Here is a 16,420-nt window from a genome sequence, read left to right on the forward strand (position 1 = left end):
CAGAAGAGGTTGCCCCTATCAATCCGGTGAGGAGGCAACGTATTGTTTGCGTTGCAAGGGAGTGAAATCGCATGCAGTTAAAAGCAGCAGAAAAGCAGACGCTTGGCCGTACCGGTCTGACCGTGACTGCGCTCGGTTTAGGAACAGCGCCTTTGGGTGGGCTTTATGCTCCTGTGTCTCGTGCCGATGCGAATGCCTTGCTGGAAGCCGGTTGGGACAGCGGTATCCGTTATTTCGACAGCGCCCCGATGTATGGTTATGGTCGCTGCGAGCATCTTCTCGGTGATATGCTGCGCGAAAAGAGTGAGCGTGCAGTCGTTTCCACCAAGGTCGGGCGCCTGATGACCAACGCGCGCGCTGGTCGCACGCTGCCGCCATCGCCGCCAAAGAATCCGCTCGATTCGGGCTGGCACAACGGCCTCAATTTCCGTGAGGTTTTTGATTACAGCTATGACGGTGTCATGCGCAGCTTCGATGACAGCCAGCAGCGTCTCGGCTTTCCGGAAATCGATCTTCTGTATGTTCATGACATTGGCCGCGTAACCCATGCTGACAGGCACGAGTTTCACTGGAACGCGCTGACCAAGGGTGGCGGCTTTCGCGCACTGACAGAATTGCGCGAGGCAGGCAATATCAAGGGCTTCGGTCTTGGCGTGAATGAGTGGCAGATCATTCGCGATGCGCTGGAAGAGGCTGATCTTGATTGTTCGCTTCTTGCTGGACGCTATTCGCTGCTCGATCAGGTGTCGGAAAAGGAATTTCTGCCGGTCGCACAAAAGCGTGGCATGGCGCTGGTGATCGCCGGTGTGTTCAACTCCGGCATTTTGGCAGCACCGCGCGGCGGCGAACAGAAGTTCGATTATGCCGACGCGCCTGCTGAAATCATCGAGCGCACCAATCGCCTGCATGATATTTGCGATCAGTTCAATGTGCCGCTTGCCGCTGCCGCCATGCAGTTTCCGATGAGGCATGAGGCCGTCAGCTCCATTTTGATTGGTGTCCGTTCACCAGAACAGATCAGGCAAAATGTCGTCTGGTTCGAGCAATCGATCCCGGATGAATTCTGGACGGCTCTTCGCTCCGAAGGTCTCACTTCGTAATCATGACTTCCAAAATTCTCTGCGTTGGTGCCCTTACCATGGACACCATTCTCCGCCTCGATGTGCTTCCTTACGCGGCAGGTAAATATCTGCCGCGCGAAGCCGTCGAAATTGCAGCGGGCATGGCTTCAAGTGCCGCTGCCGCGATTGCCCGGCTTGGCGGCGACGTGGCGCTTTGGGCTTCTGCGGGGACTGATCCGGTGGGCGATCGCGCCATAGCGGAGCTTGAAGCCGAAGGCATCGATTGCGCTTATATCCGGCGGCTGGAAGGCGCGCGCACCGCATTTTCTTCGATCCTCGTTGATGCGAGCGGTGAACGCATTATCGTGCCTTTTTATGATCGTAGGCTTGCAAGTCCGTCTGATCCGGTGCCGCCGATTGCGGCGGGAACCTATGCGGCTGTCATGACCGACGTGCGTTGGCCGTGGGCCGCCGAAATGGCACTTCGTGCGGCACGCGATGCCAGTATTCCGGCCATATTGGATGCTGATACGGCACCTGTTGAATTGCTGGAAAAGCTGTTGCCGCTTGCAACGCATATCGTTGCGTCGGAACCTGCAGCAATCAGTGTGACAGGGACGACGGATTTGGTCGAATGTGTCCGCATTTTAGCTGACCGCTATGATGTTTTCACATCTGTCACGGCTGGCGCAGATGGCTGTTGTTGGGCGGCGGGTGCTGGCAAACCGGTTTCCCATTTGGCTGGCTTCAAGGTTGATGCAGTGGATACGCTGGCCGCGGGCGACGTCTTTCACGGCGCATTCGCACATGGTCTGGTTGAAGGCAAACCGATGATTGATATCATCCGTTTTGCAAATGCCGCAGCCGCAATCAAATGCGCGCGTTTTGGTGGGCGAGGTGGTTCGCCAAGCCAAAAGGAAGTTATTTCCTTCATCGAAACCGGCTTGGTTCCTGCCTAGAGCGCGTTTCGATCTGATTGGATCAGATCGGCGCTCTAACTTCTTCTATTTCAAACATAATCTTATCGACCCTCATTTCACTCCGGTCGGATTATGCTCCAAAAGCCAGTCAAAAACCGTCCCAAGATAGTGCGATTACGCGCTGAACTCGAATTGACTATTTACTAACATGTTAGTATGTGCAAACTTAAAGTTCAAACTTGGGAGGAGCCAGTTTTGGCACATAATCATTCCGGGCAGGAGCGCTTCGGGCTCTCTGCTGCACTTACCACACCATTCGACGCAGACGGCAAAATCGATGTCAGCCGTGCTCTGAAGCACGCGCGCGCGCGCCTCGATAATGGCTGCTCAAGCGTAACCTTGTTTGGCACCACCGGCGAAGGTTCTTCGATTGCCGATGCCGAGCGCGCCGCTCTTCTCGATGCATTTATCGCAGGTAGCTTTCCGGCTTCGAACATTGTTGTCGGCGTCATGGAAAATTCGGTTGCCGATGCGGTCCTGCAGGCAGGTGATGCACTGCGTCGCGGCTGTAAGGCCATTCTTCTCGCACCGCCTTCCTATTTCAAGAACCTTTCCGATGAAGGCCTGTTCAACTGGTTCTCGTCAGTCTTCGAAGGTTTGGCTGGTGATGCCCGTAGCATCATTCTCTATAATATTCCGTCGGTTACTGCCGTGGAGCTTTCGGTCGATCTCATCAGCCGTCTTCGCGCAGCTTTTGGTGACATCATCACCGGCGTTAAGGATTCGTCCGGCACCTGGGCCTATACGGAAAAGCTGCTTGCAGCCCACAAGGACATTGCGATTCTGATCGGCGATGAACGTGATCTTGCAGCTGGTGTACGTCTTGGCGGACAGGGTGCAATTTCTGGCATGGCCAATCTATTTCCGGATCGCCTTTTGCGAATGGTCAATGGCGGTCAGGATGATGCCGAGCTTGTTGGTGCCGTGCAGCAGTTGCTGAACTATCCGGTAACGCCTGCGGTCAAGGCTATGGTCGCGCGTCATACAGGCGATATGGAGTGGCGTCGGGTGCGTGCGCCGCTCGTTTCACTCAACGATGCGGATTTCAATGCAATTGGTAGTGTATTCGACCGTTTGCATATGGCAAAAGCTGCCTGATCACGACATAAGCGAATGGGATAGAGAGGGGACAGGTTTTGGCGGACGATCACAACGAACCGGTAAAATTGCGGGACAAGGCTTATCAGAGCTTCACCCAGCATTTGCTGGCGCGTGATTTTCATCCGGGCCAATTCGTTTCTCAGCGCCAGCTTGTCACAATGACGGGCTTGCCATTGGGCGCGATCCGCGAACTGATCCCGCGCCTTGAAGCGGAAGGTCTTATCAAGACTGTGCCGCAGCGTGGCCTCCAGATCGCCCATATCGATCTCAATCTGATCCGCGAAGCGTTTCAGTTCCGCCTTTTCATCGAAAAGGAGTCGATTGCGATTTTCTGTCAGTCGGCTTCCGATGAACTGCTGCGGTCGCTGCGTGCCGAACACGAAGACACGCTCAATCGCGCAATGAGTGAAGGCGAAACGCCCGAGTTGGAAGAGCAGGCGCAAAATATCGACTGGAGCCTGCATGATACGATTGTCGGCTCGCTCGATAATGAAATTATCTGGCGTGCCTATCAGACCAACACAATCAAGATGCGCCTGATCAATCAGGAGCGCTTCCGCATCACTGGACGCGTTATCCCTGTCATGCAGGAACATTTAGCCGTCCTTGCTGCAATCGAAACACGGGATCCGCAGACAGCCATGGATGCCATCGCCGTCCACATCAACAACGCACGGAAGCTGGCTTTGCACATTTAACGACCAAGGCCGGGCAAGAGGAGTTGCCAGGCCGGAAAAATTACAGGGGAGGAGCATGCAATGAATTTATTACGTCCAACACGTCGTCAGTTTCTGGCGGGAACAGCGGCCATTGCCGCCTCAGGTGTGACGGGCATCAGCCCGTCTTTCGCGCAGTCGTCCGTTGACTGGAAGAAATTTGCCGGAACAACGCTAGAAGTAAACCTCATCAAGAGCCCGCGCGGCGAAATCCTTCAGAAATATCAGAAGGAATTCGAAGAGCTGACCGGCATCAAGGTGAACTCCGAGCAGATGCCGGAACAGCAGCAGCGTCAGAAGGCGGTGATCGAGCTGACCTCGGGCCGTCCGAGCTTCGACGTGATCCACATCAGCTATCACGTTCAGAAGCGTCAGTTTGAAAAGGGCGGATGGCTTGCTGACCTGAACCCGTTCCTGAAGGATCCGACGCTGACTGATGCGTCGCTCACAGAAGCTGATTTCGCAAGCGCCGGTCTGACCTTCGCCAAGGATGCCAATGGCCGCTTCGGTGCACTGCCATTCTCGGTCGATTACTGGATCATCTACTGGAACAAGGAACTCTTTGCCGCCAAGGGCATCGAATTCCCGAAGACCTTTGAAGAGCTGGTAGCAGCCGCCGAAGCGCTCACCGATCCATCGACCAATACTTACGGGTTCGTCGCGCGCGGCATGAAGAACGCCAATGCGCCGGTCTATACCAGCCTCCTGCTCGGCTATGGCAAGCAGTCGGTTGATGCAGATGGCAACCTGCAGACGGATTCGGCTGAAGGTATTGAAGCTGCCAAGCTCTATCAGCGCCTGATGACCAAATCGGCACCTCCAGGCGTTGCAGGCTTCAACTGGGCTGAATGCCAGTCGAACTTCCTGCAGGGCCGTGTCGGCATGTGGCTTGACGGTATTGGTTTTGCACCGCCGCTTGAAGATCCGAACAAGTCGCGCGTTGTCGGCAAGGTTGGCTATGGCGTCATGCCAGCAGGCCCGAATGCACAGGCAGCACCAACGACCGGCGACGGCATCGGCGTGACGGAAGCTTCCAAGAACAAGGAAGCCGCATATCTCTATTGCCAGTGGGCTATTTCCAAGGAAATGGGCGCTCGCCTGTTGCAATCTGGGTCGGGTGTTCCGTTCCGCAAGTCCGTCATCGACGATGAGGCAGTGCGCAAGGGCGTCACCATGCCGGAAGGCTGGGTTGAAGCTCTCTCGAAATCTGCACCAATCAGCCAGCTCTGCCTGCCGGTCATCGTGCCTGTCACGGAATTCCGCGACATCATCGGTGTCGGCCTGACCAATCTTTTGAATGGTGCTGATGCAGAAGCTGAAATGAAACGCGCGACGGAAGAATTCCGTCCGGTCCTCGCACGGAGCGAAGGAAAATGACATCTGCCGCCCCGACAGGAGCAAAAACGGGAGCTGCTGCCAAAGCAGCTTCCTCCACCAGGGCGGTGACAAGCCGTCTGCGGCCGAGCTACTGGCCGTTTGTTCTTCCAGCCTTGATCACTGTCGGGGCGGTGATCGTCTTCCCATGGGTGTTTACACTGTGGATGAGTACCAACCAGTGGCAGCTTGGCGGCGAGCAGAGCTTTGTCGGTTTCGACAATTATTTGCGTCTTGCAACCGATATGCGCTTCTGGGAATCCATGTGGCACACGGTTGTTTATACGGTTCTGTCAGTCGTAGCACCGATGATATTGGGCACGATTGCAGCGCTGGTGTTTGACAGCAAACTGCCCATGCGCGGGCTGTTGCGCGGTATCTTCGTCATGCCGATGATGGCAACGCCGGTTGCGGTCGCGCTGGTCTGGACGATGATGTATCACCCGCAGCTGGGTGTACTGAACTATCTTCTGTCGCTGATCGGCATTCCGCCGCAGGAATGGATCTTCAACCAGAGCACGGTTATCCCGTCGCTGGTTGCTGTTGAAACCTGGCAGTGGACGCCGCTGGTCATGCTGATCGTGCTGGGTGGCCTTGCATCCATGCCGCGCGATCCGTTTGAAAGCGCGGAAATTGATGGTGCCAATGGCTGGCAGAAATTCCGTTACATCACGCTTCCGATGATCCTGCCTTTCATCATGGTTGCCGTCATCATCCGCTCGATTGATGCGCTGAAAAGCTTCGACATCATCTTTGCAATGACGCAGGGCGGTCCGGGAACAGCATCGGAAACCATCAATATCTATCTCTATAATGTGGCGTTTTCTTATTATGACATTGGTTACGGCTCAGCGATTGCCGTCGTGTTCTTCATTGTCATTATCGCCATGTCGATGATCCTTCTGGCGCTGCGCCAGCGGACCAAGTGGAACAGCTGAGGACAGATCATGGCAAGCAAGTCTATTCTTTCAAAGCTTGGCACGGCACTCGTGGTGTTCGTCATCGTGTCGCCTGCAATCTTCTTCTTCGTCTGGATGCTGTCGCTTTCGTTGAAGTATGAAATCGACAATGGTGCTTATCCGCCGATCCTGATTCCTGAACGCTTCGCCTGGTCGAACTATACCGGGATTTTCGAAACCAACGACTTCCTGCTCTATTTCTGGAACAGTCTTCTGGTCACAGGAACCGCGACCTTGCTGGCATTGATTGTCGGCGTTCCGGCAGGCTACGGCATTGCGCGACTGCGCGCCAACAAGTCGGCAATCGTCATCATGATTGCGCGTATGACGCCGGGTCTGTCTTACCTGATCCCGCTATTCCTGCTGTTCCAGACGCTCGGTCTTCTCGGCACGCTCTGGCCGCAAATCATCATTCATCTGGTCGTCACCGTTCCAATCGTGATCTGGATCATGATCGGCTATTTCGAGACAACACCGATGGAGCTTGAAGAAGCAGCCATTATCGATGGTGCTTCCTCGTGGCAGGTGTTCATGAAGGTGGCACTCCCGATTGCCAAGCCCGGCGTTGTGGTGTCGCTCATCCTCGCGGTGATCTTCTCGTGGAACAATTTCGTTTTCGGCATCGTGCTCGCAAGCCGCGAGACACGCACCCTGCCGGTCGCAGTTTACAACATGCTGTCCTTTGAACAGGTCAGCTGGGGTCCGCTTGCAGCTGCTGCCCTTGTGGTCACATTGCCGGTCCTGTTGCTAACCGTATTCGCACAGCGCCAGATCGTTGCAGGTCTGACCGCAGGCGCCGTCAAATAAGAGTTGAGGTTCAAGATGGCATCTGTATCCATCCGAAATGCAATCAAGAAATATGGCAATGTCGGCGTTCTGCATGGCGTGTCGGTCAATATTGAAGACGGCGAATTTGTCGTGCTGGTCGGGCCGTCGGGCTGCGGAAAATCCACGCTTCTGCGTATGATCGCAGGGCTTGAGGAAATCAGCGATGGTGAAATCGCCATTGGTCCGCGCGTGGTCAATGACCTGCGCGCCAAGGAACGCGATATCGCCATGGTGTTTCAGAATTATGCGCTCTATCCGCATATGACGGTGGCCGACAATATGGGCTTCGCGCTCATGCTGAAAAACGCCCCGAAGGAAGAACGCGACAGCCGTGTTAATCGTGCGGCGGAAATTCTCGGCCTCAACAAGCTGCTTGACCGCTTTCCACGCCAGCTTTCCGGTGGCCAGCGCCAGCGTGTGGCTATGGGCCGTGCGATTGTTCGTGATCCACAGGTGTTTCTGTTTGACGAACCGCTCTCCAACCTTGACGCCAAGCTGCGCGTGCAGATGCGTGGTGAGATCAAGGGGCTGCATCAGCGTCTGAAGACCACCACGATTTATGTGACCCACGATCAGATCGAAGCCATGACCATGGCCGACAAGATCGTCGTCATGCGCGATGGTCTGGTGGAGCAGATCGGCGCGCCGCTCGATCTTTATGATCGTCCGGCCAATATGTTTGTCGCGGGCTTCATCGGTTCGCCATCGATGAACTTCGTCAACGGCAAGATCGAAGAAGGTTCGTTTGTGACTGATGGTGGCTTCCGTATGCCGCTTCCTGAAGGCGACTACGCAAGCCTTTCGGGCAAGGCCGTTTATGGCATGCGCCCTGAGCACATGAAGATTGCCGATAACGGCGTGCCGGTCACAGTCGAAATCGTTGAGCCGACCGGTTCGGAAATCATGGTCATGGGCAAGCTTGGCGATCAGCCAGTCACTTGCCTGTTCCGCGAGCGCCTGACGGTGCGTCCAGGCGATGTGCTGACCATTGCGGTTGATCCAGCAACGAGCCATGTGTTTGAGCCGGAAAAAGGCATGCGCGTTAGTCGCTAAACATCAAATGTAACAAAAGAAAACGCCGGGCATTGGCCCGGCGTTTTCAATATTTGTGTTAGCGCGCATCCGGTTCCGAAAACCGGTTCCCACTTTTCGGAATGCGCTTTACTCCGCTGCTTCCTTGACGGCCATCGGGTTGTTCGGATGAGTCGTCCAGTTGGCATATTGTGCCGGGATCGGTGCCTTGGTGCGTGGATCGAAATCACCGATCTGCTCCATGGTGATGCAATCCTCGACCGGGCAGACATTGACGCAAAGATTGCAGCCAACGCATTCCTCATCGATCACCTCAAAGTGCCTCGCACCATTCACCAGATTGGTGATTGCCTGATGCGAGGTATCTTCGCAGGCAATATGGCAACGACCGCACTTGATGCAGGAATCCTGATCAATCCGTGCCTTGGTGACATAATTGAGGTTGAGATACTGCCAGTCACTCACATGCCCTACGGCCATGCCGCGGAAATCATCAAGCGTCTGATACCCCTTGCTATCCATCCAGTCGGAAAGACCATCGATCATTTCTTCAACGACCTTGAAGCCATAGGTCATTGCAGCAGTACAGACCTGAACGGTGCCGCAGCCCAGTGCAATAAATTCGGCCGCATCGCGCCATGTGGTAATGCCGCCAATGCCTGAAATCGGCAGGCCATAGGTTTCAGGGTCGCGTGCAATTTCCGCCACCATGTTCAGCGCAATCGGCTTGACCGCTGGTCCGCAATAACCGCCATGGCTGCCGCGACCGTCAATGGACGGAACCGGCGACATGCTGTCGAGATCGACCGACACAATGGAATTGATCGTGTTGATCAACGATACGGCGTCGGTGCCATTGGCCTTTGCGCCGCGTGCAGGCTTGCGGATATCGGTGATGTTCGGCGTCAGTTTGGTGATCACCGGCATCCGGCTATATTGCTTGCACCATTTCACGACCATGCCGACATATTCCGGCACCTGACCGACAGCAGCACCCATGCCGCGTTCGCTCATGCCGTGCGGACAACCGAAGTTCAGTTCGATGCCGTCAGCGCCGGTTTCTTCTACCAGTGGCAGTATGGCTTTCCATGCTTCTTCTTCGCATGGCACCATGATCGAAGCGATCAGTGCGCGGTCGGGCCAGCGCATCTTCACTTCTTTCATTTCGCGCAAGTTCACTTCGAGCGGGCGGTCGGTGATCAGCTCAATATTGTTAAGACCAAGCAATCGCCGGTCAGCGCCATGGATAGCGCCATAGCGCGGACCATTAACATTGACCACCGGTGGGCCTTCAGAACCCAGTGTTTTCCAGACCACGCCACCCCAGCCAGCCTTGAAAGCACGCTCGACATTGTAAGCTTTGTCAGTCGGCGGAGCCGAAGCCAGCCAGAATGGGTTTGGCGACTTGATACCGAGGAAGTTCGTTGAAAGATCAGCCATGTTTACTCTCCTCAGCCCTGTTCCTGGCCCAAAGGCACACTGCGGTCACGCGAAGCAGACGGGGTTGGCGCATGAAGCGCGCCGCCCGACAGTACCGCATCGGCAAAGCCTTCAATCGCTTCGGGACGTTTTGTCAGCGTCGCATGGATGGATTCGGCGGCAACCTTGCCGTCTTCCACTGATGCAACGGTCAGATCCTGACCACCTGCAACGCAGTCGCCCCCGGCCCAAATGCCCTCAATGGATGTGCGACGTTCATCATCGACGCTGATGCGTCCTTTGGAGAGGCCGATGCCTGAACCTGCAATTGGCTCTGGTTCAAACTTCTGACCGATTGCCTTGAAGACCTGATCTGCTTCAAGAATGAGATATTCGCCGGTGCCGGAAAGCTTGCCGCTATCGGCATTTGTATATTCAAACACAACCGCATTGACCGTGCCGTCTTCGCTCCGTTCAAGCGCGTGTGGCTGCAACCAGTGACGGATGACCACGCCATGAACCTGCGCCAATTCCTGTTCATAGGCGCTGGCATTCATGCTTTCCTGACCGCGACGATAAACGATTGTCACGTTTTCAGCGCCGAGCTTCTTTGTCTGGATTGCAACGTCCACTGCGGTCATGCCGCCACCAATAACCACAACATTGCGGCCAACGGGCAGGGACGAGAGGTCTTTTGCCTGACGTAGATTGGCGATGTAATCAACGGCATCAATCACATTGGGCGCGTCTTCGCCAACAAGTCTCAGATCATTCACTCCGGGCATACCCATGCCGAGGAACACCGCATCATAGCCCGCTTTCAAAGCTTCAATGGTGATGTCCTGACCCAGCGTCTGGTTATACTCGATATGGATCGCGCCAATTTTCAGCACGAATTCCAACTCGCGCTGGGCGAAATTATTGACCGTCTTATAGGCGGCAATACCATATTCATTAAGACCGCCGCCTTTGGCGCGGGCTTCAAAAATAGTGACCTGATGGCCATGCATCGCAAGGCGGTGCGCCGCAGAAAGACCCGCTGGACCCGCGCCAACAATGGCGATGTGCTTGCCGGTATCAGGTGCGCGCTTGAATGGGTGATTGCCGGTTTCCATCAGAACATCGGTGGCATAGCGCTGCAATTCACCGATCTTGACCGGTTTGCCTTCTGACGTTTCGCGAACACACACTTCTTCGCAGAGCGTTTCGGTCGGGCAGACGCGGGCGCACATGCCACCTAGAATATTTTCTGAAAGAATGGTCTTTGCCGCACCAATTGCGTTGCCGGTATTGATTTGGCGAATGAAACGCGGAATGTCGATGCTGGTCGGACATGCATTCATGCAAGGCGCATCATAGCAATAATAGCAGCGGTCGGATTCAACGAGGGCTTCATGCTTGTTGAGCGGCGGATGCAGATCATCGAAAACATGCGCATAATCGGCCTTTTCCAGCCGCGAGCCATGGATATCAGGCCCGTTCGCATGTCCCGGATTATCAATTGCATCAATAGGCGAATTCTCTGCTGATCTCATCGATCGCATCTCCCATTTTTGCTTGTTCAGGCGCGGGTCCCTTTGCGCACCTTGAACTCTGTTCCAGGCTGCGATCTTTACCGTCGCATGATGCCCGTTAATGACAGGATGACAGATTTTTACGGAAGGTCAAATTTTTTATCATCTGGTCAATTTATGAGAATTACTTACCAGAAATAGCAAAAAGGCCCGGCTTTGGAAGCGCGGGCCTATGATATTGAGCTCCGATGAAAATCAGAGTGGATCGGATTTGAGGCCGTCCGCTGTCGCTTTTGGGTCCGGGAGGGTTTCGGCTTCTTTGGGGAGTGCTGGGCGTGAGCTTAGTACCAGTGCACAGCCAGCAATGATGACGGCAGCGCCGACAAACTGGATAAACGACAGCTGTTCCTTGAGGAATACCGCGCCAACCAGAACCGCGATTACAGTGACTGCAAATTCGACGCTGATGGCTTTTGTCGGTCCGACATTTCCGACCAGCCTGAAATAAAGCACATAGGTAAGCGCGCTCATCACACATGCCGAAATCAGCAGATATGCGAAATCAACGAGCCCTGGCATGGCTGGCACAGGAATGGCAACAATCAGCGGCAAGGTCAGGATACCACCAAACACGAATGCGCCGATGGTGGTTTCCCATGAGCCGGTGCTGGACAAGCGGCGGCTGGCATAATTGCTGCCGAAAGCTGCCGAGAAGCAGGAGAAAAGCACTGCAATGCAGCCCATGATAAATTCAGGCGTAACCGCAACTGCCGGGAAGCCGACCAGCAGCACGATGCCGGTGACACCAAGCAACAGGCCAACGAGGCCGCGTGACGTGATGCGTTCTAGCCCCCAGAGCTGGCTGATAACCATCGAGAAAAGCGGAATGGATGCAACGCAAATCGCGGCCATCGCCGTTCCAATCAATGGCGTGCCGTAGGAAAGGCCGATCAACTGGCCCGCAACGGTGGTTGCACCAACAACGGCGAAGGGTTTCCAGCCAGCGTGAAAATCGAGTCCGCGTCCAGAGAATTTCGCAATCGCAAAAAGTGTTCCGGCGGCAATGAAGGAGCGGAAGGCAACCGCACCAGCCCAGCCAAAAGCTTCGACCACCCGCAGGACCACGAGGAACGATAGTCCCCAGGCCACGGCAAGAAAAATATAGGTCGCGATATCTCTGGGTTTCATGCCGATGGGCTTTCAGGAAGTATTGCGAATTATCGAATTGCTCAAGAGAAAGCGAAACTGTCGATTTTATAAGGATTGAAGCGAGATCAGGTCGTTTTTGCGGCGGCGTTCGACGCCGCTTCTGCGATATTGGCAAAGAAGCGGTCCGCGATCTTTCGCGCGACCGAGCCAAGCAGTTTCGTGCCGATTTGAGCCACTTTGCCACCGGCGTCTCCACGTATGGCGTAGGATAGAATCGTGTCGTCGCCATCTTCGTTCAGGCGCACATCAGTTGCGCCATGTGCAAATCCCGCTATGGAACCTTCGCCATGGCCTGAAATCGTATAGGAGATCGGCGGTTTCATATTCGACAATTCCAGAATGCCGTGAAAGCGGACTTTCAGGATTCCGAAGCTCACCTTGAGGGCGGCTCGTATTTCTGTTTCCGAAATGCGCTCGATATCATCGCAACCGGGAATGCAGGATTTCAGCGTTTCAATATCGTTCAACGCATCCCATACCGCCTGTCTTGGCGCTGCTATGCGTTCTTCACCTGTCAGGTCCATGCTTTGCTCCGAGGTGGATCACTCTAAATTGATCAATATGGTGTATATGACACTCTGTCCAAATTGGAAGTTCGGTAATTTATTTGCCGCAAATCCTCTCTAGAAGGCTTAATGTCCGCGATTAAATCGATTTGATTCGGGAGTAGCATCATGGCAAGAGACGCGACGAAGGTTGAAGCAACGGTCGCTAAGCTGAAAAAGCATTGGACGGAGAGCGCCCCGCACGACATGCGCGCGGCATTTCAATCCGATCCGGGCCGGTTCGAGCGTTATTCGCTGTCGCTGGACGATCTCTTGTTCGACTGGTCGAAATGCCGGATCAATGACGAGACCATTACGCTTCTGAAAGAATTGGCGCAGGCCGCCGATGTGGAAGGCCGCCGCGCCGCCATGTTCGCAGGCGAACACATCAACAATACCGAAGACCGCGCTGTGTTGCATGTGGCCTTGCGCGACACCTCGTCGAAGGAAGTGCTCGTTGACGGCCACAATGTGCTGCCGGACGTGAAGCAGGTTCTGGATCGTATGGCGGCCTTTGCCGACGGCATCCGTTCGGGCGCGCTGAAGGGGGCGACGGGCAAGAAGATCACCGATATCGTCAATATCGGCATTGGTGGTTCCGATCTCGGCCCGGTTATGGCGACGCTGGCGCTGGCGCCTTATCACGATGGCCCGCGCGCCCATTTCGTTTCCAACATCGATGGCGCCCATATTGCTGACACGCTGGCTCCGCTTGATCCGGCGACGACGCTGATCATCATCGCCTCGAAGACCTTCACGACCATCGAAACCATGACCAATGCGCAGACGGCGCGCAAATGGATTGCCGATGCGCTGGGCGAGGCGGCTGTGGGCGCGCATTTCGCTGCCGTATCGACGGCGCTCGACAAGGTTTCGGCTTTCGGCATTGCCGAAGAGCGCGTCTTCGGTTTCTGGGACTGGGTTGGCGGTCGCTATTCGGTATGGTCGGCCATCGGTCTGCCGGTGATGATCGCCGTCGGTCCCGAAAACTTCCGCAAGTTCCTCGCCGGTGCGCACGCCATGGATGTGCATTTCCGCGATGCGCCTATGGAGAAAAACCTGCCGATGTGGCTCGGTCTGATCGGCTACTGGCACCGGGCGATCTGCGGCTATGGCAGCCGGGCGATTATCCCCTACGATCAGCGTCTGTCGCGTCTAGCCGCCTATTTCCAGCAGCTCGATATGGAATCGAACGGCAAGAGTGTGACCGTGGACGGCAAGCCGGTTTCCGGCCCGACCGGACCAGTTGTCTGGGGCGAGCCGGGCACCAACGGCCAGCACGCATTCTTCCAGCTTCTGCATCAGGGCACCGATACGATTCCGCTGGAATTCATCGTGGCGGCTAAGGGTCACGAACCGGCGCTCGACAATCAGCATGAAATGCTTCTGGCCAACTGCCTCGCGCAGTCGGAAGCGCTGATGAAGGGTCGCACGCTGGACGAAGCCCGCGCTCAGTTGCAGGCAAAGAAAATGCCGGAAGCCGATGTCGAACGCATTGCGCCGCATCGCGTCTTCTCCGGCAACCGCCCGTCGCTGACGCTGGTTCACGATATGCTCGATCCCTATGCGCTGGGTCGTCTGGTCGCGCTTTATGAACACCGCGTGTTCGTTGAGGCGCAGATTTTCGGCATCAATGCTTTCGACCAATGGGGCGTGGAACTGGGCAAGGAACTGGCGACCGAATTGCTGCCAGTGGTTTCCGGCAAGGAGACGGCTGGCACCCGCGACGCCTCCACGCAAGGTCTTGTCGCGCATCTGCACGCACGACGCAAAGCTTGACGGCATAATCCTGCGTAATAGAAATGATGTGGAGCCGGGTTTGCACCAGACCCGGCTTCATTCGTATGAAAATGAAATGGGATGAGAAATGAAGACTGAGATCATCGAATTTGCGGGCGACGTGCCGGGAAATGCCATCGAACTGCGCGTGCTGCGCTTTGCGGGCAAGGGCGGCGATGCGCCGACCGCTTATCTGCAATCCTCCCTGCACGGTTCGGAACTGCCGGGGCAGGCTGCACTTCATTTCCTCATCCCTATGCTGAAAAAGGCTAGAGAAGAAGGCCGCATTCTGGGCGATATCACCGTGGTGCCGCAGGCCAATCCGGTCGGTTCGAACCAGTGGCAGGCCTATCAGCATCAGGGTCGCTTCGAGATGTTCTCGGCAGTGAACTTCAATCGCGCATTCCCGCTCCTGCCGGATTTCAACACGTCGGAACTGCCGGGGCCGGACGCGCCCGAAGGTTTGGTGAAGCGTCTCAAGGCAACGCTTTTGAAGCTCGCACTGCCGAATGACATCGTGCTTGACCTGCATTGCGACGATGAGAGCGAAAATTACGTCTATATCGCGAATGAATTCGTGGAAGACATGAAGGATCTGGCCGTCGCGCTCGATTCCACGGCGATCCTTGCCTGGGATACGACAGCGGATGCCGCCTTCGAGGAAGCCTGTGCGCATCCCGTTCTGCAACTGCCGAAGGACAAGCGCGACATGAAGCGCCGCGCCGTGACTACGGTGGAATTCCGCGGTCTGACCGATGTTTATGCCGATATGGGCAAGGGCGATGCGGAAGGTCTCTACAAGTTCCTCGTGCATCGCGGCGTCATCCGCGACGAGAGCGTCAAGCTCGACCTCGACTATAAGGGCCTCATATCGCCGCTCTCCAATGTCGAAATGGTCCGCGCGCCGCAAGGCGGCATGGTGTTCTTCCATGTCGAGCCGGGCGATCAGGTGGAAGCAGGCGCAAAGCTTGTCACGATTGTCACCGTGCCGGGCGAACCGGAACACGACATTGTCATGACCGCCCCGCAGGCCGGTCGCATCCTGACGCGCCGCTCGCTGCGCTATGTGCGCCGGGGTGACGATCTTCTGAAACTGCTCGGCGCGAAGCCGTCTACCGTCAAGAAGCGCGCGGGCGCACTCGAAGCATGAGTGCGACGCCCTTTGCCGACCGCCTGAAAGACATCCGTGCCGTTCTTTTCGATAAGGACGGCACACTGATCGATTTCGACCGCACCTGGTTTTCAGTGTCGTGGACATTGGCCCAGCGTTCGGCCCAGCGCTTGGGAGAGGGCGGCGAGCAGCATGCTCGCTCCCTGCTCGATGCTGGCGGCTATGACTGGGCGGCAAAGCGCTTTCGCGCCAATTCGGTGATCGCGGCGGGCACGGTGGAAGACATCGTTTCGCTCTGGCATCCGGAACTGGACAAGGCGGATTTGCGTAGCCTGATCGGTGAGTATGACCGTTATGCAGTTGAGGAGGGCGCGCGTTCGGCGGTCGCCATCGAAGGTCTGCGCGAAACGCTGGAAGCGCTGCGCGCCATGGGCTATCGGCTGGGCATCGCGACGAACGATTCTGAGGCGAGCGCTCATGCGACGGCCAAGGCGCTCGGCATTGAGAGCTTCTTCGAGGTGATCATCGGCTATGACACGGCAGCGCGTCCAAAACCCTTTCCCGATCCATTGCTGCATTTTGCGGAGAGGCTCGGGCTTCAGCCGCGTGAAGTCGCCATGGTGGGGGATAATCTGCATGATCTCGAAACGGCCCATGCGGCGGATGCGGGGCTGGCCATTGGCGTTCTGTCGGGCAACAGCCCGCGCGAGGCACTGGAACCGCATGCCGATGTGGTGCTTCAGTCCATTGCCGGTCTGCCGCAACTGCTGAAAGCCATAACGTAAAGCTTTC

Annotated in this window: 15 protein-coding genes; 11 read left to right on the forward strand and 4 right to left on the reverse strand. The window is 56.0% G+C overall.

What is annotated here, in order from left to right; translation table 11 throughout:
* Positions 1–71 precede the first annotated feature (71 nt).
* From CQZ93_RS01510 to CQZ93_RS01545, 8 genes are all read left to right on the forward strand, one after another.
* Complete coding sequence (locus tag CQZ93_RS01510) at positions 72–1,100, forward strand: aldo/keto reductase (protein ID WP_105541010.1); 1,029 nt, start codon at positions 72–74, stop codon at positions 1,098–1,100.
* Between the two features lie 2 nt (positions 1,101–1,102).
* Positions 1,103–2,020, forward strand: coding sequence for a PfkB family carbohydrate kinase (locus CQZ93_RS01515; RefSeq protein WP_105541011.1), 918 nt, complete (start codon positions 1,103–1,105; stop codon positions 2,018–2,020).
* Positions 2,021–2,236: 216 nt separating this feature from the next.
* Complete coding sequence (locus CQZ93_RS01520) at positions 2,237–3,139, forward strand: dihydrodipicolinate synthase family protein (protein ID WP_105541012.1); 903 nt, start codon at positions 2,237–2,239, stop codon at positions 3,137–3,139.
* 38 nt (positions 3,140–3,177) lie between these two features.
* Positions 3,178–3,840 carry a GntR family transcriptional regulator gene (locus CQZ93_RS01525; RefSeq protein ID WP_105541013.1) on the forward strand — a complete coding sequence of 221 codons (663 nt, stop codon included), beginning with the start codon at positions 3,178–3,180 and terminating at the stop codon, positions 3,838–3,840.
* A 60-nt stretch (positions 3,841–3,900) separates the two neighbouring features.
* Positions 3,901–5,235 carry an ABC transporter substrate-binding protein gene (locus CQZ93_RS01530; RefSeq protein ID WP_105541014.1) on the forward strand — a complete coding sequence of 445 codons (1,335 nt, stop codon included), beginning with the start codon at positions 3,901–3,903 and terminating at the stop codon, positions 5,233–5,235.
* Complete coding sequence (locus CQZ93_RS01535) at positions 5,232–6,170, forward strand: carbohydrate ABC transporter permease (protein ID WP_105541015.1); 939 nt, start codon at positions 5,232–5,234, stop codon at positions 6,168–6,170. Before CQZ93_RS01530 ends, CQZ93_RS01535 begins: the two co-directional genes overlap by 4 nt.
* Positions 6,171–6,179: 9 nt before the next feature.
* Positions 6,180–6,998 carry a carbohydrate ABC transporter permease gene (locus CQZ93_RS01540; RefSeq protein ID WP_105541016.1) on the forward strand — a complete coding sequence of 273 codons (819 nt, stop codon included), beginning with the start codon at positions 6,180–6,182 and terminating at the stop codon, positions 6,996–6,998.
* A gap of 15 nt (positions 6,999–7,013) precedes the next feature.
* Complete coding sequence (locus CQZ93_RS01545; protein WP_105541017.1) at positions 7,014–8,072, forward strand: ABC transporter ATP-binding protein; 1,059 nt, start codon at positions 7,014–7,016, stop codon at positions 8,070–8,072.
* Positions 8,073–8,180: 108 nt separating this feature from the next.
* Here CQZ93_RS01545 and preA read toward each other — a convergent pair whose 3' ends face one another.
* The 4 genes from preA to CQZ93_RS01565 form a co-directional block, all read right to left on the reverse strand.
* Positions 8,181–9,491, reverse strand: a complete 1,311-nt coding sequence (gene preA / locus CQZ93_RS01550) for an NAD-dependent dihydropyrimidine dehydrogenase subunit PreA (protein ID WP_007873474.1) — start codon at positions 9,489–9,491, stop codon at positions 8,181–8,183.
* Positions 9,492–9,502: 11 nt separating this feature from the next.
* Positions 9,503–11,014, reverse strand: a complete 1,512-nt coding sequence (locus CQZ93_RS01555; RefSeq protein WP_181153291.1) for an NAD(P)-dependent oxidoreductase — start codon at positions 11,012–11,014, stop codon at positions 9,503–9,505.
* A gap of 225 nt (positions 11,015–11,239) precedes the next feature.
* On the reverse strand, positions 11,240–12,172 hold the full coding sequence (locus tag CQZ93_RS01560; protein ID WP_105541019.1) for a DMT family transporter: 933 nt from the start codon (positions 12,170–12,172) through the stop codon (positions 11,240–11,242).
* An 86-nt stretch (positions 12,173–12,258) separates the two neighbouring features.
* The gene (locus CQZ93_RS01565; RefSeq protein ID WP_105541020.1) at positions 12,259–12,717 is read right to left on the reverse strand and encodes an SRPBCC family protein; all 459 of its coding nucleotides are present in this window, start codon (positions 12,715–12,717) and stop codon (positions 12,259–12,261) included.
* A gap of 150 nt (positions 12,718–12,867) precedes the next feature.
* On the opposite strand from CQZ93_RS01565, the gene pgi reads away from it, so the two are divergent.
* The 3 genes from pgi to CQZ93_RS01580 all read left to right on the forward strand — a co-directional run bounded on the left by pgi (position 12,868) and on the right by CQZ93_RS01580 (position 16,413).
* The gene (pgi, locus tag CQZ93_RS01570) at positions 12,868–14,517 is read left to right on the forward strand and encodes a glucose-6-phosphate isomerase (RefSeq protein WP_105541021.1); all 1,650 of its coding nucleotides are present in this window, start codon (positions 12,868–12,870) and stop codon (positions 14,515–14,517) included.
* Positions 14,518–14,605: 88 nt separating this feature from the next.
* Complete coding sequence (locus CQZ93_RS01575; RefSeq protein ID WP_105541022.1) at positions 14,606–15,667, forward strand: succinylglutamate desuccinylase/aspartoacylase family protein; 1,062 nt, start codon at positions 14,606–14,608, stop codon at positions 15,665–15,667.
* Positions 15,664–16,413, forward strand: coding sequence for an HAD family hydrolase (locus CQZ93_RS01580; protein WP_105541023.1), 750 nt, complete (start codon positions 15,664–15,666; stop codon positions 16,411–16,413). The genes CQZ93_RS01575 and CQZ93_RS01580 overlap by 4 nt, the downstream gene beginning before the upstream one ends.
* The last annotated feature ends 7 nt before the right edge of the window (positions 16,414–16,420 follow it).

This window comes from Ochrobactrum vermis, assembly GCF_002975205.1.
GTDB lineage: Bacteria > Pseudomonadota > Alphaproteobacteria > Rhizobiales > Rhizobiaceae > Brucella > Brucella vermis.